This window comes from Embleya sp. NPDC050154, assembly GCF_044460165.1.
Taxonomy (GTDB): Bacteria; Actinomycetota; Actinomycetes; order Streptomycetales; family Streptomycetaceae; genus Embleya.
The window spans coordinates 118227-140446 of sequence record NZ_JBITJP010000013.1; the positions used below are offsets into that span (position 1 = coordinate 118227).

Genomic DNA, 22220 nt, shown 5'->3' on the forward strand with positions numbered 1-22220 from the left:
CGACCGGCGCATGCGTCGACACCGGCACCCGCACAACGACGCAAGCAAGTGTCCGTACGACAACGCACGCAGGCACTCGCACGACGACACAGGCAAGCACCCGCACGAGCACCCGTCCACGGACCCGCATCGACGCCCGCGAGATCACCGGTTGCCAGGCCGCACGTTCAACGGCCGCACGCTACGAGGGGGAATGACGACAGTGGCCGACGAACAGAAGCTTCGCGACTACCTCAGGCGGGTCACCACCGACCTGCACGACGCCCGCCGCCGACTGCGCGAGGCCGACGAGCGTGAGCACGAGCCGATCGCGATCGTGGGGATGAGCTGCCGCTACCCGGGCGGGGTCGGGTCGCCGGAGGACCTGTGGCGGCTGGTCGACAACGGCGTGGACGCGGTCTCCGGCTTCCCGGTGGACCGAGGCTGGGACCTGGACGGCCTGTACGACCCGGACCCGGAACACCTCGGCACCAGCTACACCCGGCACGGCGGCTTCCTGCACGACGCCGCCGCGTTCGATCCGGAGTTCTTCGGCATCTCGCCGCGCGAGGCGCTCACCATCGACCCGCAGCAGCGCTTGCTCCTGGAGACCGCGTGGGAGGCGATCGAACGGGCCGGCATCGACCCGGCCGCGCTGCGCGGCAGCAGGACCGGTGTCTACACGGGCGTGATGTACAGCGACTACGCGTCGCGCCTGCGCTCCGGGACGGCCGCCACGGCCGGCGAGTTCGAGGGGTATCTCGGCAGCGGCAGCGCGGGCAGCGTGGCCTCCGGCCGAGTCGCGTACACGCTCGGGCTGGAGGGCCCGGCGGTCAGCGTGGACACCGCGTGCTCGTCCTCGCTGGTCGCGCTGCACTGGGCGGTCGGCGCGCTGCGGCAGCGGGAATGCTCACTCGTGCTGGCGGGCGGCGTCACCGTGATGGCCACACCGGCCACCTTCGTCGAGTTCAGTCGGCAGCGCGGGTTGTCGGCGGACGGCAGGTGCAAGGCGTTCGCCGCCTCGGCGGACGGTACGGGCTGGTCCGAGGGTGTCGGGATGCTGCTCCTGGAGCGGCTCTCCGACGCGCGCCGCAACGGCCATCCGGTGCTCGCGGTGGTTCGGGGTACGGCGATCAACCAGGACGGTGCCAGCAACGGCCTCACCGCGCCCAACGGCCCCGCCCAGGAGCGGGTGATCCGGGCGGCACTGGCCAACGCCGGTCTCAGCGCGACGGACGTCGACGCGGTCGAGGCGCACGGGACCGGCACCTCGCTCGGCGATCCGATCGAGGCGGATGCGCTGCTCGGCGTCTACGGCCGGGGTCGCGACGGCGAACGGCCGCTGTGGCTCGGGTCGTTGAAGTCGAACATCGGCCACACCCAGGCCGCCGCCGGGGTCGGCGGCGTGATCAAGATGGTCCAGGCGATGCGTCACGGCGTGTTGCCCAGGACGCTGCACGTGGACGAGCCGTCGCCGCATGTGGACTGGGCGTCGGGCGCGGTGTCGCTGCTGACCGAGCCGGTCTCGTGGTCGCGGACCGAGCAGCCCCGACGGGCCGGCGTGTCCGCGTTCGGGGTCAGCGGCACGAACGCGCACGTGATCCTCGAAGAGGAGCCCCGACCGACACCGGACCCGGTTGCGGACACGGCACCGGAACCGCAGCCGGTGCCCGGCCGGGTGCCGCTGCTGCTCGCGGCCCGTACCGAGGAGGGCCTGCGCGCCCAGGCGGCGCGGTTGCGCGCGCACTTGGCCGAGCACCCCGAGGCGGACCAGGCCGACGTGGCGTACTCGCTGGCGACCGGCAGGTCGGCGCTCGACCGGCGCGCGGTCGTGCTCGGCGACCCGCACGACCGGGCGGGCACGCTCGCCGGCCTGGCGGCGCTGGTCGACGGGACGCCGCACGCCGATGTCGTGCGGGGGAGTGTCGCGGACGGGGACGCCGAGCGGTTGGCGTTCGTGTTCGCGGGTCAGGGTGGTCAGCGGGTCGGGATGGGTCGTGGGTTGTATGCGGCGTTCCCGGTGTTCGCGGTGGCGTTCGACGAGGTGTGCGGTCGGCTCGAAGTCGAGTTGGGCGCGGGTTCGTTGCGCGAGGTGATCTCGGGCGATGTGGATGGTCTGGATGGGACGGGGTTTGCGCAGCCGGCGTTGTTCGCGGTCGAGGTGGCGTTGTTCCGGTTGTTGGAGTCGTGGGGTGTGCGGCCGGATGTGGTGGTCGGGCATTCGGTGGGTGAGATCGCGGCCGCGCATGTGGCTGGTGTGTTGTCGTTGGAGGACGCGTGCCGGCTGGTGGTGGCGCGTGGTGGGTTGATGCAGGCGTTGCCGGTCGGTGGTGCGATGGCGGCGATCGGTGCTGCCGAGGCGGATGTTCTGCCGTTGCTGGCGGGGCGGGATGACCTCGTCGGGATCGCCGCGATCAATGGTCCGGATTCGGTGGTGGTCTCCGGTGCGGAGGCTGTGGTTTCCGAGGTCGTGGCGCATTTCGAGGGGTTGGGTCGTCGGGTGCGGCGGCTGCGGGTCAGCCATGCGTTCCATTCGCCGCTGATGGACCCGATGCTCGACGAGTTCCGCCGGGTCGTGCGGGAACTGAGCTTCACTGAACCGCAGTTGGCCGTGGTCTCGACCGTCTCACCCGATGGTGACTGGACGGACCCCGAGTACTGGGTGCGCCACGTCCGACAGCCCGTGCGTTTCCACGACGCGATTCGCACCCTGACGGCCGAGGGAGTCGGCGGGTTCGTCGAGCTCGGGCCCGACGGGACGCTGAGCGCGCTGATCCGGGGCGCACTGGAGGCGGGCGACCAGCCGGTCGTGGCGTTGTTGCGGCGGGATCGGGCCGAGCCGGACAGTGCGCTGTCCGCCCTGGCGACGCTGCATGTCAACGGTGCGGTGGCCGGGGTCGACTGGGCCTCGTTCGTCCCGGGCGCGCGGCGGGTGGACCTGCCGACGTACGCCTTCCAGCGCCGCCGGTACTGGCTGGACGCCGAGCAGGCGCCCGCGCGGAACGCCCGGGACGAGCGGTTCTGGGCGGCGGTCGGTGCGGGGGACCGGGAGGCGCTGGCGCGCGAACTCGCGGTCGAGGACGATGCGGCGCGCAGTTCGCTCGACGCCCTGCTGCCCGCGTTGTCCGCGTGGTCGCGGCGGGCCGAGGAGCAGTCCCGCACGGACGCGTGGCGGTATCGGATCGGCTGGCAGCCGATCACGTCCGCCGCGCCGCCGGTGCTGACCGGCACCTGGTTGGTCGTGGTACCCAGCGGCGGGCACGAACTGTCCGCCGACCTGGGTGCGTACGGCACGATCCGCACGCTGGAACTGGACACCGCCGACCGGGACCGGGAGCGCGTCGCCGTGCGGCTGCGCGAGGCGACGGACGGCGTGGACGATCTCGGCGGCGTCATCTCGCTTCTCGGGCTGTCGGGGGCGGACGAGGACCTCTTCGACACGGTCGTCCTGCTGCACGCGCTGGGCGATGCCGACGTCACCGCACCACTGTGGTGCCTGACCCGGGGTGCGGTGACGGCGGTCGACGGAGACCGGACGACCGGCGTCGCGGGCGCCGCGATCTGGGGCCTCGGCCGCGTCGCCGCCCTGGAACACCCCACCACCTGGGGCGGGTTGATCGACCTGCCCGAGGTCGTGGACAGCGGCGTGCTGCGCCATGTGGTCGGCGTGCTGGCGGCCGGCGAATCGATCGAGGACCAGGTCGCGGTGCGGGCGGCGGGAGTGTTCGCGCGGCGGCTGGTCCGGGCGCCGGGTACGGGCAATTCTGCCGACGAGGTCGACGCCGGCGCGCCGTGGGCGAGTTCCGGGACGGTACTGATCACAGGTGGCACCGGAGCGCTGGGCGCGCGGGTGGCACGGTGGCTGGCGGACAACGGCGCGAGGCACCTGCTCCTGGTCGGCCGGCGTGGCGCCGCCGCACCCGGAGCAGACGAGCTCGTGGCCGAACTGACCGGACGGGCCGACGGGATCACGGTCACCGTCGCGGCCTGCGACACCGCCGACCGGGCCGCGCTGGCCGCGCTGCTCGACACGATCCCCGCCGACCGGCCGCTGACCGCTGTCGTACACACCGCGGGCGTCCTGGACGACGGTGTCCTGGCCGAGCTGACCGAGGAACGCCTGCACGACGTGCTCCGGCCCAAGCTCACCGCCGCGCGCAACCTGCACGAGCTCACCGTCGGCCACGAGTTGTCCGCCTTCGTGCTCTTCTCGTCCATGGCCGGCACCGTCGGCTCGCCCGGGCAGGCCGGGTACGCGGCGGCCAACGCCGCACTGGACGCGCTCGCTCGGCAGCGCAGCGAACTCGGCCTGCCGGCCTGCTCGATCGCGTGGGGCCCGTGGGCCGGCTCCGGGATGGCCACGGACGAAGCGGTCGACGCGCGGATCCGGCGCGGCGGCGCGCTGCCGATGAACCCGGACCTGGCGATCGAGGTGCTCGGCGACACGGTGCGCTCGGGCGAGCCGTTCGTGGCGGTCGCCGACCTGGACTGGACACGCTTCCTTCCGGCGGCCACCGCCACCCGACGCAGCCCGCTGTTCGACGGCGTCCCGGAGGCGCGGGAACTCGCGGCCCGGGACTCCTCGGCCGCCGGCGCGGGGACCGACGCGCCGGCGCTCCGGGAGAGCCTGGCCGACCTGCCCGAACCGGAGCAGGACCGCACCGTGCTGGAGCTGATCCGGGCGCACGCCGCGGCCGTGCTCGGGCACGGCTCCGGCGCCGCGATCAAGGACACCAAGGCGTTCCGGGAACTGGGCTTCGACTCGCTGATGGCGGTCGAACTGCGCAACCGGATGATCCGCGCGACGGGCCTGCGCACGCTGCCCACGACGCTGGTCTTCGACTACCCGACGCCCGCGACCATGGCCCGCTACCTGCGGGCCGAGATCCTGGGCCGGACCGCCGGCACGACCCCGGCGAACAGCGCGCGGCCGGCCGGCGAGCCGGACGAGCCGATCGCCATCGTCGGGATGAGCTGCCGGTTCCCGGGCGGAGTGGCCTCACCGGAAGACCTGTGGCGCCTGGTCGAGGGCGGGGTGGACGCGGTCGGCGGCTTCCCGGAGAACCGGGGCTGGGACCTGGACGCCCTGTTCGACCCGAACCCGGAGCAGTCCGGGAAGACCTACGTGGACCGCGGCGGCTTCCTGTACGAGGCGGGCGAGTTCGACGCGGCGTTCTTCGGTGTCTCGCCGCGTGAGGCGCTCGCGATGGACCCGCAGCAGCGGCTGCTCCTGGAGGCATCGTGGGAGGCGTTCGAGCACGCCGGGATCGACCCGAGCACGCTGCACGGCAGTGACACGGGCGTCTTCGCGGGTTCCAACGGCCAGGACTACGGGCCGCGGGTCGACGAGATCCCGGAGGGCCTGGAGGGCTACTTCCTGACCGGCAACGCCGCCGCGGTGATCTCCGGGCGGGTGGCCTATGCCCTGGGCCTGGAGGGTCCCGCCGTCACGGTGGACACCGCGTGCTCGTCCTCGCTGGTCGCCATGCACTGGGCGGCCCGGGCGCTGCGCCAGGGCGAGTGCTCGCTGGCCCTGGCCGGCGGCGTGACGGTGATGGCGACGCCCGCGACCTTCATCGAGTTCAGCCGGCAGCGCGGCCTCGCGGTGAACGGCCGGGCCAAGGCGTTCTCGGCGGACGCGGACGGAACCAGCTGGGGCGAGGGCGTCGGGATGGTGCTCCTGGAGCGACTGTCCGACGCGCGACGCAACGGCCACGAGGTGCTTGCCGTCCTGCGCGGATCGGCGATCAACCAGGACGGCGCCAGCAACGGCCTGACCGCGCCGAACGGCCCTTCGCAGCAACGGGTGATCCGGGCGGCGCTGGCCGACGCGGGCCTGTCCGCCGCCGACGTGGACGCGGTGGAGGCGCACGGTACCGGGACCACGCTCGGCGACCCGATCGAGGCGCAGGCCCTGCTGGCCACGTACGGACAGGAGCACGACGCCGAACGGCCCCTGTGGCTGGGTTCGTTGAAGTCCAACATCGGCCACACCCAGGCCGCCGCCGGCGTCGCGAGCGTGATCAAGATGGTCGGCGCGATGCGCCACGGCGTGCTGCCGCGATCGCTGCACATCGTCGAGCCGTCGCCGCACGTGGATTGGGCGTCGGGCGCGGTGTCGTTGCTGACCGAGCCGATGGCGTGGCCGGAGACCGGTGCGCCGCGCCGGGTCGGTATCTCCGCGTTCGGGGTGAGCGGCACCAACGCGCACGTGATCCTGGAACGCCCGGAGCCGACCGCGGACCCGGTCGCGGCGGAACGCCCGCCGACGAGTGGCCCGCTGCCGTTCCTGCTGTCCGCGCGCGACGAGGAATCGCTGCGGGCACAGGCCGAGCGGCTGCGGACGCACCTGGCCGAGGCGCCCGAACTCGCGCCCGTCGACGTGGCGTACTCGCTGGCCCACGGTCGTACGACGTTCGAGCAGCGCGCGGTGGTGCTGGGCGAGGACCACGAGGGCATCCGGACCGGGCTGCACGCGCTGGCGGCCGGCGCGGAGTCGCCGGCCCTGGTGCGCGGTACGGCGAGTGCCGAGCCGGGGCGGTTGGCGTTCGTGTTCGCGGGTCAGGGTGGTCAGCGGGTCGGGATGGGTCGTGAGCTGTATGAGAGCTTCCCGGTGTTTGCCGCGGCCTTCGATGAGGTGTGCGTGCGGTTGGACGCGGGTTTGGGTGGGTCGTTGCGCGAGGTGATCTCGGGCGATGTGGATGGTCTGGATGGGACGGGGTTTGCGCAGCCGGCGTTGTTCGCGGTCGAGGTGGCGTTGTTCCGGTTGTTGGAGTCGTGGGGTGTGCGGCCGGATGTGGTGGTCGGGCATTCGGTGGGTGAGATCGCGGCCGCGCATGTGGTCGGGGTGTTGTCGTTGGAGGACGCGTGCCGGCTGGTGGTGGCGCGTGGTCGGTTGATGCAGGCGTTGCCGGTCGGTGGTGCGATGGCCGCGATCGGTGCGGCCGAGGCGGATGTTCTGCCGTTGCTGGCGGGGCGGGAAGACGTCGTCGGTGTCGCGGCGATCAACGGCCCGACGTCGGTGGTGGTTTCCGGTGCCGAGGCGGTGGTTTCCGAAGTCGCGGCCCATTTCGAGGGGTTGGGGCGTCGGGTGCGGCGGCTGCGGGTCAGTCACGCGTTCCACTCGCCGCTGATGGATCCGATGCTCGACGAGTTTCGCGGCGTGGTCGACGAACTCGCGTACGGCCGAGCCGAGTCCGACTACGTGTCGACGGTCGAGGCCGACGGTGACTGGACCGATCCCGAGTACTGGGTGCGTCACGTCCGGCAGCCGGTGCGCTTCCACGACGCGATCGTCGCGCTCGAGGCGCGAGGCGTCGCGGCGTTCGTGGAGCTCGGCCCCGACGGTGCGCTGACCGCGCTGATCCGGGGCGGGCTCGACGCCGCCGACGACGCGGTGACCGTGGTGCCCGTCCTGCGCAAGGACCGTGCCGAGGCGGAGAGCGCGCTGTCCGCGCTGGCGACCCTGCATGTGCGCGACGTGGTACCGGACATCCGCTGGGACACCTTCCTCCCGGGGGCCCGTCGGGTGGACCTGCCCACCTACGCGTTCCGGCACCACCACTACTGGCTGGACCTGTCCGCCGCCGGGAACACCGACGCGGCGGGCCTGGGACTGGCCCCGCTCGGGCATGCGCTCCTCGGTGCGGCGGCAGAACGCGCCGACGGCGGTGGCGTGTTGTTCACCGGCCGACTGTCCCTGCGCACCCATCCGTGGCTGGCCGACCACGTGGTGATGGACACGGTGCTGCTACCCGGAACCGCCTACGTGGAACTGGCGGTACGGGCCGGCGACGAGGTGGGTTGCGGCCTGCTCGAGGAACTGACCCTGGAAGCACCGCTGATCGTTCCGGAGCGCGGCGCGGTGGTCGTGCAGCTCTGGGTCGACGGACCCCAGGACTCCGGGCGTCGTACGTTCGGCCTGTATTCCCGGGCGGAAGAGGACGGCGGCGAGCCCGCCTGGCAGCGGCACGCCACCGGCACCCTCGCCCAGGCGGTGGAGCCTGCCGAGATCGACGCCGAACCGCTCGGCGAGTGGCCGCCGGCCGACGCGGAGGGGGTGGACCTGGACGGCTTCTACGAGCGGCTGGCCGCGCTCGGCTACGGATACGGTCCGACCTTCCGGGGCCTGCGGGCCGCCTGGCGCCGGGGCGACGACATCCTGGCCGAGGTCGCGCTGCCCGAGGACGCGTCCGTCGCCGGATTCGGCATGCACCCCGCGCTGCTCGACGCCACGCTGCACGCGACCTTCCTCCAGTCGGCGGCGGACGGACTGCGGATCGGCCAGGGCGCGCTGCCCTTCGCCTGGGAATCCGTCGTGCTCCAGGCCGGCGGTGCCTCCTCGGTCCGGGTCCGGGTGTCGCCGATCGGCGACAGCGCGGTGTCCATCACCGTCACCGACCCGACCGGCCGCCCGGTGATCTCGGTGCGCTCGCTGGTGCTGCGCCCGATGTCCGCCGACGGGCTCCGGGAACGGCGGCCCGCGCACCGGGACGCGCTCTTCCGCGTGGACCGGGTGCCCACCGTGCTGGGCACGGCGGACCCCGCGACCGTGGCCTCGACGCCGCTGCGCTGCTCGGACCTGGCCACGGTGCGCGAGGCGGGTGCGTATGTACTCGACGCGCTCCAGCGGCACCTGGCGGATCCGAGCGCACCGCCACTGGTCGTGGTGACGTGTGGTGCGGTCGGGGATCCGGTGCAGGGCGCGGTGTGGGGTCTGGTGCGGTCGGCGCAGTCGGAGCATCCGGGTCGGTTCGTGCTGTTGGACGTGGACACGCCGGAGACGGCGTCGGCGGAGTTGGTGGCCGCCGTGGTGGCGTCGGGCGAGCCGCAGGTGTTCGTGGCGGAGGGTGCGGCGAGTGTGCCGCGCCTGGCGCGGATGGTGCCTGCCGTGGACGCTGCCGGGCCTGATTGGGGTTCGGGGTCGGTGTTGGTGACGGGTGGTACCGGGAGTCTGGGTGGGTTGGTGGCTCGGCATCTGGTGTCTCGGCATGGTGTGCGGGATTTGGTGTTGGTGAGTCGGCGGGGTTCGGCGGCGCCGGGTGTGGAGGGTTTGCGGGCGGGGTTGGTTGCCTCGGGTGCTCGGGTGGAGGTTGTTGCGTGCGACGTCTCGGATCGGGCGTCGGTGGTGGGTTTGTTGGCGGGTCGTTCGGTGTCGGCGGTGGTGCACGCGGCGGGTGTGCTGGATGACGGTGTCGTGGAGTCGTTGTCGTCGGAGCGTGTTGCGGGTGTGGTGGCCGCGAAGGTGGACGGCGCGTTGTTGTTGGACGAGTTGACGCGGGGGCGGGGGTTGTCCGCGTTCGTGTTGTTCTCGTCGGCGGCGGGTGTGTTGGGTTCGGCGGGTCAGGGTGGTTATGCGGCGGCGAACGCGGCGTTGGACGCGCTCGCGGTGCGTCGGCGGGCGGCGGGTCGGCCGGCCACCTCGCTGGCCTGGGGCCTGTGGGCACAGGCCGAGGGGATGACCGGCGAACTGGACGCCGCCGACCTGAGCCGGGTCACCCGCTCGGGCATGGTGCCGCTGACCCCGGAACTCGGACTGGCCCTGTTCGACGCGGCCGTGGCCACGGCGGAACCGTTGCTGGTACCGGTCGGGTTGGACTCGCGTGTACTTCGGGCCAGGGCGGCGGACGGGGGTCTGCCGCCGTTGTTGCGCGGTCTCTACCGCGCCCCGGCCCGGCGTTCCGCGCACGGCGAATCGGGCCCCGGCGGCGAGGGTTCGCTGCGGGACCGGCTGCTCGCGCTGCCCATCGGCGAGCGGGATCGCGCCGTACTGGACCTGGTTCGCACGCACGTCGCGGCGGTGCTCGGGCACTCCGGCGCCGACGCGGTCGATCCGGAACGGGCCTTCAAGGACCTCGGGTTCGACTCGCTGACCGCCGTCGAACTGCGGAACCGGGTCAACACGGCGACGGGGCTGCGGCTTTCGGCGACGCTGGTCTTCGACCACCCCACCCCGGCCGCGCTGTTCGAACACGTACGCACCGAACTGCTGGGCACGGAGGCGGAGACCGTCGACGCGACGGCGCGGACCGGGTCGAGCGCTTCTCGCTCCACCGGTGTCGCCGTCGCCGACGACGAGCCGATCGCGATCATCGGGATGAGCTGCCGCTACCCGGGCGGGGTGGCCTCGCCCGAGGACCTGTGGCGACTGGTCGCCGAGGGCCGAGAGGGCATCACCGGCTTCCCGACGGACCGAGGCTGGGATCTGGACAACCTCTTCGACCCGGACCCCGACCGGCCCGGCCGGACCTACGCCACCGAGGGTGGATTCCTGCACGACGCGCTGGAGTTCGACCCGGAGTTCTTCGGCATATCGCCGCGCGAGGCGGCGGCGACCGACCCGCAGCAGCGGCTGCTCCTGGAGACCACCTGGGAGGCGTTCGAGCGGGCCGGCATCGATCCGCAGACCGTACGCGGCAGCCGGACCGGTGTGTTCGCCGGTGTGATGTACCACGACTACGCGGCCCGGCTGCGGGACATCCCCAGCGGCGTCGAGGGATACCTGGGCAACGGCAGTTCCGGCAGCGTCGCGTCCGGGCGGGTGGCCTACACGTTCGGTCTGGAAGGCCCTGCGATGACGGTGGACACCGCGTGCTCGTCCTCCCTGGTCGCCCTGCACCTGGCAGGACAGGCGCTGCGCCGGGGCGAGTGCACGCTGGCGCTGGCGGGCGGGGTCACGGTGATGGCCACGCCGGGTGTCTTCGTCGAGTTCAGTCGGCAGCGCGGGTTGTCGGCGGACGGCAGGTGCAAGGCGTTCGCGGCGACCGCGGACGGGACCGGTTGGTCCGAGGGCGCGGGCATGCTGCTCCTGGAGCGGCTCTCCGACGCGCGCCGCAACGGCCACCGGGTGCTCGCGATCGTGCGCGGTACGGCGGTGAACCAGGACGGCGCCAGCAACGGCCTCAACGCGCCGAGCGGGCCGTCGCAGCAGCGGGTCATCCAGTCCGCGCTGGCCGGCGCCGGGTTGTCCACGGCGGAGATCGACGCGGTGGAGGCGCACGGTACGGGCACCTCGCTGGGCGACCCGATCGAGGCCCAGGCGCTGCTGGCCACCTACGGCCAGGGGCGGCCGGAGGATCGGCCGTTGTGGCTGGGCTCGTTGAAGTCGAACATCGGCCACACACAGGCCGCCGCCGGGGTGGGTGGCGTGATCAAGATGGTCGAGGCGATGCGGCACGGCGTCCTGCCCAAGTCGTTGCACATCGCCGAGCCGTCGCCGCATGTGGACTGGGCGTCGGGCGCGGTGTCGCTGCTGACCGAGCCGGTGGAGTGGCCGAGGACGGGCGCTCCCCGGCGAGCGGGCGTCTCCGCCTTCGGGGTCAGCGGTACCAACGCGCACGTGATCCTGGAGCAGCCGGAGCCGGCCGAGCCGGTCGTCGACGAACGCCCTTCGGGCGTCACACCGTTGCCGGTGCTGCTGTCGGCCCGCAGTGAAACGGCCCTGCGGGCCCAGGCGGGGCGGCTCGGTGCGCATCTGGCCGAGCACCCGGAGATCGAGCCGGCGGATGTGGCGTTCTCGCTGGCCGAGGGCCGGGCGGCGTTCGAGTTCCGCGCGGTGCTGGCGGCCTCGGACCGGGCCACGCTGCTGGCCGGCGTGGACGACCTGGCCCACGGGCGTACGCCACGGGGCGCGGCGATCGGGACGGCCGGCGGTTCGACCCGAGGACTCGCGTTCGTGTTCGCGGGGCAAGGTGGTCAGCGGGTCGGGATGGGGCGTGGGCTGTACGACGCCTTCCCGGTGTTCGCGGCGGCGTTCGACGAGGTGTGCGATCGGCTCGAAGCGGAGCCGGCCGCGGGCTCGTTGCGGGCGGTGGTGAGTGGCGAGGCGGAGGGTCTGGACGAGACGGGCTTCGCGCAGCCGGCGTTGTTCGCGGTCGAGGTGGCGCTGTACCGGTTGGCGGAGTCGTGGGGTGTGCGGCCGGACGTGCTGGTCGGGCACTCGGTGGGCGAGATCGCGGCCGCGCATGTGGCCGGGGTGTTGTCGTTGCACGACGCGTGCCGTCTGGTGGTGGCGCGTGGCCGGTTGATGCAGGCGTTGCCGGTCGGCGGTGCGATGGTGGCGATCGGTGCCGCCGAGGCCGAGGTGTTGCCGCTGTTGGCGGATCGGGACGAGCCCGTCGGGATCGCCGCGATCAACGGTCCGGCCGCGGTGGTGGTCTCGGGTGCCGAGACGGCGGTCGCGCAGGTCGCGGAACACTTCGAGGCGTCGGGCCGTCGGGTGCGGCGGCTGCGGGTCAGTCACGCGTTCCACTCGCCGCTGATGGACCCGATGCTCGACGAGTTCCGCCGGGTCGTGGACGAACTGTCCTTCGCCGAGCCGAAGGTGGCCTCGGTGTCCACCGTGACCGGTGCCGCCGTGGTCGGCGAGTGGAGTGATCCGGACTACTGGGTGCGGCACGTGCGCGAGCCGGTCCGCTTCCACGACGCGATACGCGCGATCGAGGAGCGAGGCGTCGGCGGATATGTCGAACTCGGCCCGGACGGAGCGCTGACCGCGCTGATCCGGGACGGCCTGGGGGACGGCCCGCGAAACGGCGACGAGGTGTTGCCGGTCGTCCCGGTGCTGCGCAGGGACCGGGACGAGGCGGAGACCGCGTTGGCGGCCCTGGCCGTACTGCACGTCACCGGCAGCGCCGCCGACATCGGCTGGGATTCCTGGTTCCCTGGTGCCCGACAGGTGGATCTGCCCACCTACGCGTTCCAGCGGCGGCACTACTGGCTCGACGCCGGTTCCGCCGGCGACGTGTCGGCGGTCGGGTTGGCGTCGGCGGGGCACCCGTTGCTCGGCGTCGCGGTCGCGCTCGCCGGTTCGACCGGTGTGCTGTTCACCGGCCGCGTGTCGGTGCGCTCGCATCCGTGGCTGGCCGACCACGTCGTGCTCGGCACCGTAGTCCTGCCCGGAACGGCTTTCGTGGAACTGGCCATCCGGGCCGGTGACGAGGTCGGCTGCGGCCTTCTGGAGGAACTGACCCTGGAGGCTCCGCTGCCGATCCCGGCGAGCGCCGCGATCCGGCTTCAGGTCGCCGTCGGCGACCCGGACGCGGCCGGCCGTCGGCCGCTGGCGGTGTACTCGTCGGCGGACGACGCGGACACCGGGAGCGGGTGGACCCGGCACGCCACCGGCACGCTCGCACCGGGTGTGCCGGGCGAGGCCGCCGAGTCGATCGAATGGCCGCCCGCCGGTGCCGAACCGGTCGACACCGGGGACCTGTACCACCGCTTCGCCGCCGCCGGCATCGACTACGGCCGGGCCTTCCAGGGCGTGCGCAAGGCTTGGCGGCGCGGCGTGGAGACCTATGCCGAGATCACCCTGGCCGACGACGTCCCGGTGGACGGGTACGCCCTGCATCCCGCGCTGCTCGACGCCGCACTGCACACCGCCGCGCTGGCCGGTGATTCGGACGCCGAACTCGGCTCCCCGCTGGTGCCGTTCGCTTGGAGCGGGGTGCGTCTGGCGGCGACCGGCGCGGTCGCGCTGCGGGTCGCGGTGGTGCCGACCGGCGAGGACGGCATCTCGATCGTCACCGCCGACGCCGAGGGCCGACCGGTGCTCAGCGTCGACGCGTTGGTGCTGCGGAGTGTGCCGCGCTCGATCCCGACGGGCGGGGCGGCCGACGATCTGTTGTTCCGGACGAGCTGGGTCGAGATCGACGCGCCCGGTGTCGCCGAACCGACGGCGCCCGGTCGGATCGTCCTGCTGGGCGACGAGGACACGCTCGGTGCGGCCGAGCACGCCTATCCGGACCTGGCCGCGCTGTCGGCCGCGATCGACGGCGGCACGCGGGAGGTGCCCGACGCGGTCGTGGTGCCCTTCGCGCACACGCCGGACCTCGCGCCCGACGCCGTGCACGGCGCCGTGCATCGAACGCTGGCCCTGGTGCACGCCTGGCTGGCGGAGGCGCGTTACCCCGACACCCGACTCGTGGTGCTGACCCGTGGTGCCACGACGCCGGACCCGACCCCGAGCCCGAGCCCGAGCCCGACGGACGTCGCGCACGCCGCCGCCCTGGGGCTGTTGCGCACCGCGCAGTCCGAACACCCGGACAGGTTCGTGCTGATCGACCTGCCCGGGCCGGGCGAGGCGGAGGCCGAGTCGAGCGAGGCCGCCCGGGCGGTGGCCTTCGCCGCGACCGGCGTGGAGGCCCAACTCGCCCTGCGTGACGGTGTGTTGTTCGCGCCGCGACTGACCCGGGTCGGCGCGTCCGCCGAACCGACCGCGGCCGAGTGGGGCCCGGACGCGAGCGTCCTGATCACCGGCGGCACCGGCACGCTGGGCGGGCTGGTCGCCCGGCACCTGGTCCGGCAACACGGCGTCGGCAACCTCGTGCTGACCAGTCGACGCGGCTCCGCCGCACCGGGCGCCGACGCGCTCGTCGCCGAGCTGGCCGAACTGGGCGCCAGGGCGACCGTGGTTGCCTGCGACGCGGCCGACCGCGACGCGGTGGCCGCGCTGCTCGACGCGCACCCGATCACCGCGGTGATCCACGCCGCCGGCGTGCTCGACGACGGCGTGGTCGAGGCGCTCACCCCGGAGCGGGTGGACGCGGTGCTCGCGGCCAAGACGGATGCCGCGCTGCACCTGCACGAACTCACCCGGGATCGGGAACTGACCGCGTTCGTACTGTTCTCCTCCGCCGCCGGAGTGTTCGGGGCACCGGGCCAGGGCAACTACGCCGCCGCCAACGCGGCACTGGACGCGCTGGCCGAGGTCCGACACGGACAGGGCCTGCCCGCCACGTCGCTGGCTTGGGGGATGTGGGCCGAGGCGAGCGAGCTGACCGGCCGGCTGGCCGCCGCCGACCTGCGGCGGACCGCTCGGGGCGGGATGCTTCCGCTGTCCGCCGAGGAGGGGCTCGCCCTGTTCGACGCGGCCGTGAACACCCGGCCGGACGGAGCGGTGCTGGTCCCGATGCGGCTGGACACCGCCGCGCTCAGGACGGGTTCGGCTCGCGTACCGGCCCTGCTGCGCGAACTGGTACCCGCGTTCGCCGGGGTCGCCCGTCGGGTCGCCGGCACCGGCCCCGAGCGCGGCACATCCGAATCGCTGGCCGAGCGGTTGTCCCGGCTTCCGGAGGGTCAACGCGAGCAGGCCGTAATCGCGGCGGTGACCGGTGAGACGGCGGCGGTGCTGGGCCTGGCACCCGGGGAAACCGTGCGGGCCTCGCGGGAGTTCCGGGACCTGGGCTTCGATTCGCTGGCCGCGGTCGAACTGCGCAACCGGCTCAACGCGATGACCGGCCTGCGATTGCCCGCGAGCCTGGTCTTCGACTACCCGACACCGCGCGTGCTGGCCGGCTACCTGCGCGCCGAACTCGCACCGCGAGGCGCCGAGGACGATGCCGCGGCGAGCCCGGTCGACGACCGGGACGACACGGCGGTACGCACCGCGCTCGCCGGCATTCCGGTCCACGTGCTGCGCGAGTCCGGACTGCTGGAGAGCCTGCTGCGGCTCGCCGGACCGGCGGCACACCACACGAACACCTCCGACGACCACGGCGGGACCGGGCGATCGGGCCCGGCCGACGTGGACTCCATCGACGCGATGGACACCGAAGCCCTGCTGGATCTGGCCCTCGGCACCTCCGAGTCCTGACCATGTCGAAATCTGTGGAGCACCTGATGACGAACACGGACACGAGGGTCCTCGACGCGCTGCGGACCTCGCTCAAGGAGAACGAGCGACTGCGGCAGCGGAACCGGGACCTGACCGACGCGGCCGGCGAGCCGATCGCGATCGTCGGGATGAGCTGCCGCTACCCGGGCGGCGTGGGCTCGCCCGAGGACCTGTGGCGACTGGTCGCCGAGGGCGGCGACGGCATCACCGGCTTCCCCGAGGACCGGGGCTGGGACCTGGGCACGCTCTTCGACGACGACCCGGAGCGAGCCGGCACCTCGTACGCCCGCGAGGGCGGATTCCTGCACGACGCCCTGGAGTTCGACGCGGCGTTCTTCGGCATCTCGCCGCGCGAGGCGCTCGCGATGGACCCGCAGCAGCGGTTGCTCCTGGAGACGTCCTGGGAGGCGTTCGAACGGGCCGGGATCGACCCCGAGTCGGTACGGGGCACCCGAACCGGGATCTTCGCCGGGCTGATGTACCACGACTACGCGTCGCGGGTGCGCCGGGTACCGGAGGACGTCGAGGGCTATCTGGGCAACGGCAGCGCGGGCAGCGTCGCCTCCGGCCGGGTGTCGTACACGATGGGCCTGGAGGGCCCGGCGGTCACCGTGGACACCGCGTGCTCGTCCTCGCTGGTCACCCTGCACCTGGCGGTCCAGGCGCTGCGCCGGGGCGAGTGCACGCTGGCCCTGGCCGGCGGTGCCACCGTGATGTCCAGCCCGGGTACCTTCGTGGCGTTCAGCCGCCAGCGCGGCCTGTCCTCGGACGGGCGCTGCAAGTCGTTCGCGGCGGCGGCGGACGGCACCGGCTGGGCCGAGGGCGTCGGGATGCTGCTCCTGGAACGGCTCTCCGACGCACAGCGCAACGGCCATCGGGTGCTCGCGCTGGTCCGGGGTACCGCGCTCAACCAGGACGGCGCCAGCAACGGCCTCACCGCGCCCAACGGCCCGGCCCAGCAGCGGGTGATCCGGGCCGCGCTGGCGGACGCCGGGCTGGCCGCCGCGGACGTCGACGCGGTCGAGGCGCACGGCACCGGGACCGCGCTGGGCGACCCGATCGAGGCGCAGGCCCTGTTGGCCACGTACGGGAGGGCGCACACCGCCGAACGCCCGCTGTGGCTGGGCTCGTTGAAGTCGAACATCGGTCACACCCAGGCGGCGGCCGGGGTCGGCGGCGTGATCAAGATGGTCCAGGCGATGCGGCACGGCGTACTGCCGAAGAGCCTGCACATCGACCGGCCGACCCGCCAGGTGGACTGGTCCACGGGCGCGGTGTCCCTGCTGACCGAGCCGGTGGCCTGGCCGGAGCGGGACGCCCCGCGCCGTGCCGGAGTGTCCTCGTTCGGGATCAGCGGCACCAACGCGCACGTCATCCTCGAACAGGCGCCGCCGGCCGAACCGATCGAGTCCGGTGCCGGTGTCGACGGCGATCGGCACGACCACGCCACCCTGGTCCTGTCCGGGCGCGGCGCGGACGCGCTGCGCGGGCAGGCGGCGCGACTGCGACAGTTCCTGGCCGACCGGCCGGACCTGTCGATCGCCGAGGTCGGCCGCGCGCTCGCGGGCTCCCGAACCGCCTTCGAGCACCGCGCCGTGATCCTGGGCCCCGAACGCGAGGACCTGCTCGCCGGACTCGAATCGCTGGCCGCCGCCGACCCGGCGATGCCCGCGCCGAACGTGGTCCTGGGCACGGCCCTGGGCGAGGCGGCGGACGTCGGCGTGGCACTGGTGTTTCCCGGCCAGGGCTCGCAATGGGAGGGCATGGCGCGGGAGTTGCTCGACACCTCGCCCGTGTTCGCGGCGCGGATCGCGGAGTGTGAGGCGGCGTTGGCGGAGTTCGTCGACTGGTCGCTGGTCGAGGTGTTGCGGGGCGGTGCGGGTGCGCCGTCGTTGGACCGGGTGGATGTGGTCCAGCCGGTGTTGTTCGCGGTGATGGTGTCGTTGGCGCGGGTGTGGCGCTCGTTCGGTGTGGTGCCGGCCGCGGTGGTGGGTCATTCGCAGGGTGAGATCGCGGCGGCGTGTGTCGCGGGCGGGCTGACGTTGTCGGACGCGGCGCGCGTGGTGGCGTTGCGCAGTCAGGCGATCGCGCGGTCGCTGGCCGGGCGCGGCGGCATGGTGTCCATACCGCTGCCGCTCGCCGAGGTCGAGGAGGAACTGACCCGGTGGGACGGCCGGATCGGTGTCGCCGCCGTGAACGGTCCGGCGTCCACGGTGGTCTCGGGCGACGCGGACGCGCTGGACGAGCTGATGGCGCACTTCGAGGCGGCCGAGATCCGGATCCGGCGGATCCCGGTGGACTACGCGTCGCACTCGGCGCACGTCGAGGACCTGCGCGCGGAACTGCTCGACGTACTGGACCCGATCGAGCCTCGCGAGTCGGAGATCCCGTTCTACTCGACGGTGCTCGACGACTGGCTGCACACCGGGCGCCTGGACGCCGAGTACTGGTATCGGAACCTGCGCGAGACGGTGCGCTTCGAGCAGGCCGTGGACACGCTGTCCCGGCAGGGCATCGACATCTTCGTCGAGGCGAGCCCGCACCCCGTGCTGACCGTCGGCGCGCGCGAGACGCTCGAGGCCGGAGAGAGCTCGGGGGTCGCGCTGGGCTCGCTGCGGCGCGACGAGGGCGGCCTGGGTCGCTTCTTGCATTCGGTCGCCGAGGCGCACGTGCACGGCGCCCGAGTGGACTGGACCGCGGCCTTCCCCGAGGCCGCCGGGCACCCCATCGACCTGCCCACGTACGCGTTCCAGCGGCAACACTTCTGGCTGGACGCCGGCGACGCGGGCCCCTCGGACGCCTCGGGGCTGGGGCTGGCGTCGGCGGAGCACCCGCTGCTGGGCGCGGTCGTACCGCTGCCCGAGACCGGTGGACTGCTGTGCACCGGCAGGTTGTCCACACGGACCCGACCGTGGTTGCTCGACCACGCCGTGCACGACGTGGTGATCCTTCCCGGTACGGCGTTCGTCGAACTGGCGATCGCGGCGGGCGACCGGGTCGGCTGCGGTGTGGTCGAGGAACTGACCCTGCACGCACCGCTGGTGATCCCGATCGAGGGCGGCGTACGGCTTCAGCTCACCGTGGGCGGACCGGACGAGGAGGGTCGCCGGGCGTTCACCGTGCACGCCTCGGACGAGCGGGCGCCGGCGGAGCAGCCGTGGACACGGCACGCCTCCGGGGTGCTCGGCGGCGCACGATCGGCGCCGGCCGGTGGTGCGTCGGCGCAGTGGCCGCCGGCGGGCGCGGCGGAGGTGCCGGTCGAGGACCTGTACCCGAGCCTGGCGGACGCGGGCCTGGGCTACGGGCCGGTGTTTCGCGGGCTGCGTCGGGCCTGGCGGGTCGGCGACGAGGTGTACGCCGAGGTGTCCCTGCCGGAGGGTGTCTCGCCGGCCGATTTCGGCATCCACCCGGCGCTGCTGGACGCGGCCCTGCACGCGGTGGCGCTGGGCGCGGGGGAGCGGGCCGAGGTGCGGCTGCCGTTCTCCTGGTCCGGGGTCGTGCTGCACGCGACGGGTGCGGACACGCTGCGGGTGCGGGTGGCGCCGCAGGGCGCGGGTGCGGACGCGGTCTCGGTCGAGGCCGTGGACGCCGGCGGTGCGCCGGTCGTCTCGGTCGGGTCGCTGGTGTTGCGACCCCTTGCCGCCGAGCAGGTGCGCGACGCGGGACGGGCGACTCAGGACGCCCTGTTCCGACCCACCTGGCCGGAGTGGGAACCGGCCGTGGACGACGGTGCGGCGGAGGGGACCTGGGTGGTTCTCGGGGAGAACGCCGACGGACCGCTGAGCGCGGCGCTGCGGGAGGCGGGGGTCCAGACGACCGCGATCGGTTCGCTCGCCGAACTGCCGACCTCGGCGGAGCAGGAGCCGCCGGCCCTCGTGTTGTTCGCCGCCTTCGGCGAGACCGGGACGCCGTATGCCGGCGAGTCGGGCGTGAGCGTCGCGGACGCCGCCCGGCTCGCCACCCACCGCGCGCTCGGCGTCGCCCAGGAGTGGCTGGCCGACGAACGCTTCGCGCAGTCCCGACTCGTCGTGGTCACCCGAGGTGCCGTCCCGGTCGGCGCGGGCGCGGACACCGATCCGGTGGGCGCGGCGGTGCGCGGCCTGATCCGCACCGCCCAGACCGAACAGCCCGGCCGATTCGTGCTGCTGGACCTGGCCGAAGCCGCCGACGCGGTCCGCGTCCTGCCGGTCCTGCGGGCGAGCGACGAACCGCAGTTCGCGGTGCGCGCCGGGCGGGTGCGGGTGTCCCGGCTGGCCCGCGCGGCGGCCGAGGACGCACTGATCCCGCCGAACTCGGACGGTGCCTGGCGCCTGGACATCCCGGTCAAGGGCACCCTGGAGGACCTGGCGCTGCTGCCCGCGCCGCGTGCGCGGGAGCCGCTGGCCGCGCACGAGGTGCGGATCGAGGTGCGCGCGGCCGGACTGAATTTCCGCGACGTGCTCGTCGCGCTCGGCATGTATCCCGGGGACGACGCGCTGCTGGGCGCCGAAGGCGCGGGTGTGGTCACCGAGATCGGCACCGAGGTGACCCACGTCGCGCCGGGCGACCGGGTGATGGGCGTGTTCTCCGGCGGATTCGGCCCGATCGTGGTGGCCGACGGACGGATGGTGGTGCGGGTGCCCGCCGACTGGTCGTTCGCCCAGGCGGCGTCGATCCCGGTGGTGTACGCGACGGCCTACTACGGGCTGGTGGATCTGGCCGGCCTGCGGCGGGGTGAGTCGTTGTTGGTGCACGCGGCGGCCGGTGGCGTCGGGATGGCGGCGGTGCAGTTGGCCCGCCACCTCGGCGTCGAGATCTGGGGTACCGCGAGCCCGGCCAAGTGGGCGGCGACCGGACTGCCCGAGGAACGCCTCGCGTCGTCGCGGTCCCTGGGCTTCGGCCAGCGGTTCGAGGGCGCGGGCAACGGCCGCGGCTTCGACGTGGTGCTGAACTCGCTGGCCGGGGAGTTCGTCGACGAGTCGCTCGGATTGCTGGCGGCGGGCGGTCGGTTCGTGGAGATGGGCAAGACCGACATCCGCGATGCCGACGCGGTGGCCGCCGAGCGGCCCGGGGTGACGTACCGCGCGTTCGACCTCGTGGGCGACGCCGGACCGGTCCGGGTCGGCGAGATCCTCGGTGAACTCGTCGCGCTCTTCGAGCAGGGCGTGCTGACCCCGCTGCCGATCGTCGAGTGGGACATCCGCCGCGCCCCGACCGCCTTCCGCTACCTGCGCGAAGCCAAGAACGTGGGCAAGGTCGTACTCACCATGCCCCGGGCCGTGAACCCGGACGGCACGGTGCTGATCACCGGTGCGAGCGGCGTGCTGGGCGGACTGCTGGCCCGGCACCTGGTGACCGAACGCGGCGTGCGCCACCTGCTGTTGGTGTCTCGGCGCGGCGCGGACGCGGCAGGTGCCGGGGAACTCGCCGCCGAACTGGCCGAATCGGGTGCGACGGTGCGATTCGCGGCGGCCGACGCGACCGACCGGGCGGCGCTCGCCCAGGTGTTGGCCGGGATCTCCCCGGAGCATCCGCTGACCGGCGTCGTGCACGCGGCGGGCGTCCTGGACGACGGGGTGATCGGTTCGCTGACACCCGACCGGGTGGACGCGGTCTTCCGGGTCAAGGCGGACGCGGCGGTGCATCTGGACGAGTTGACCGCGGACGCGGACCTGGCGATGTTCGTGCTGTTCTCCTCCGCGGCCGGCACGTTCGGCGGTCCGGGGCAGGGCAACTACGCTGCGGCGAACGCCTTCCTGGACGCGGTGGCGGCCGGTCGGCGGGCGCGCGGGTTGCCCGGTGTGTCGTTGGCCTGGGGTCTGTGGGCCCAGTCCAGCGCGATGACCGGGCACCTGAGCGAGGGCGACCTGCGCCGGATGGCGCGCGGCGGACTGATCCCGCTGTCCACGGAACTGGGACTGGCCCTGTTCGACGCCGCGCTGCTCGTCGACGAGCCGGTACTGGTACCCACCCGGCTGGAACCGGCCGCGCTGCGCGAGGTGGCACCGGAGGCCGTCCCGCACCTGCTCCGCGCGCTGGGCACCGGGTCGGCGCGGCGTACCGCGCGGGCCGGATCGAGCGGCGGAGGCCGGTCCTCGGTGGCGGATCGGCTCGCGGGCCTGCCCGCCGCCGAACGGGAGCGGGTGCTGGTGGAGTTGGCCCGCACCCATGCGGCGGCCGTGCTCGGCTACGGGTCGGCGGCCGCGGTGGACAAGGATCGGGCGTTCAAGGAGTTGGGCTTCGACTCGCTCACCGCGGTCGAACTGCGCAACCGGCTCAACGCCGCGACCGGACTGCGGCTGCCCGCAACGCTGGTCTTCGACTACCCCACCCCGGCGCTGCTCGCCGCGCACCTGGGCGCCGAACTGGCGCCGGCGGCGGGCCCCACCTCGGCGGCCACGCTGCTGGCCGAACTGGACCGCGTGGACGCGGCCCTGGGCGAGGTGGAGGTGCCGGATCAGGACCGCACCAGGATCACCGCGCGGCTGCGCGCGCTGCTGTGGAAGTGGAACGAGGGCGCCGACTCGGCGACCGAGGACGCCCCGGTCGCCCGGGACGAGGTCGACACGGCCAGCGACGACGAGATGTTCGACCTGATCGACAACGAGCTCGGCGTGTCCTGACCGGGTCCCGTACGTACGAATCGCGT

The 22220-nt window shown here is 73.6% G+C and carries 2 protein-coding genes; both read left to right on the forward strand.

Going from position 1 to position 22220, the window contains the following annotated elements; all coding sequences use genetic code 11:
• Positions 1 to 202: 202 nt before the first annotated feature.
• Positions 203 to 15571 (forward strand): type I polyketide synthase, encoded by a 15369-nt coding sequence (locus ACIBSV_RS26620; RefSeq protein WP_395867449.1) that lies wholly within the window; start codon positions 203 to 205, stop codon positions 15569 to 15571.
• 23 nt (positions 15572 to 15594) lie between these two features.
• Positions 15595 to 22194, forward strand: coding sequence for an SDR family NAD(P)-dependent oxidoreductase (locus ACIBSV_RS26625; RefSeq protein ID WP_395867451.1), 6600 nt, complete (start codon positions 15595 to 15597; stop codon positions 22192 to 22194).
• Positions 22195 to 22220: the final 26 nt, after the last annotated feature.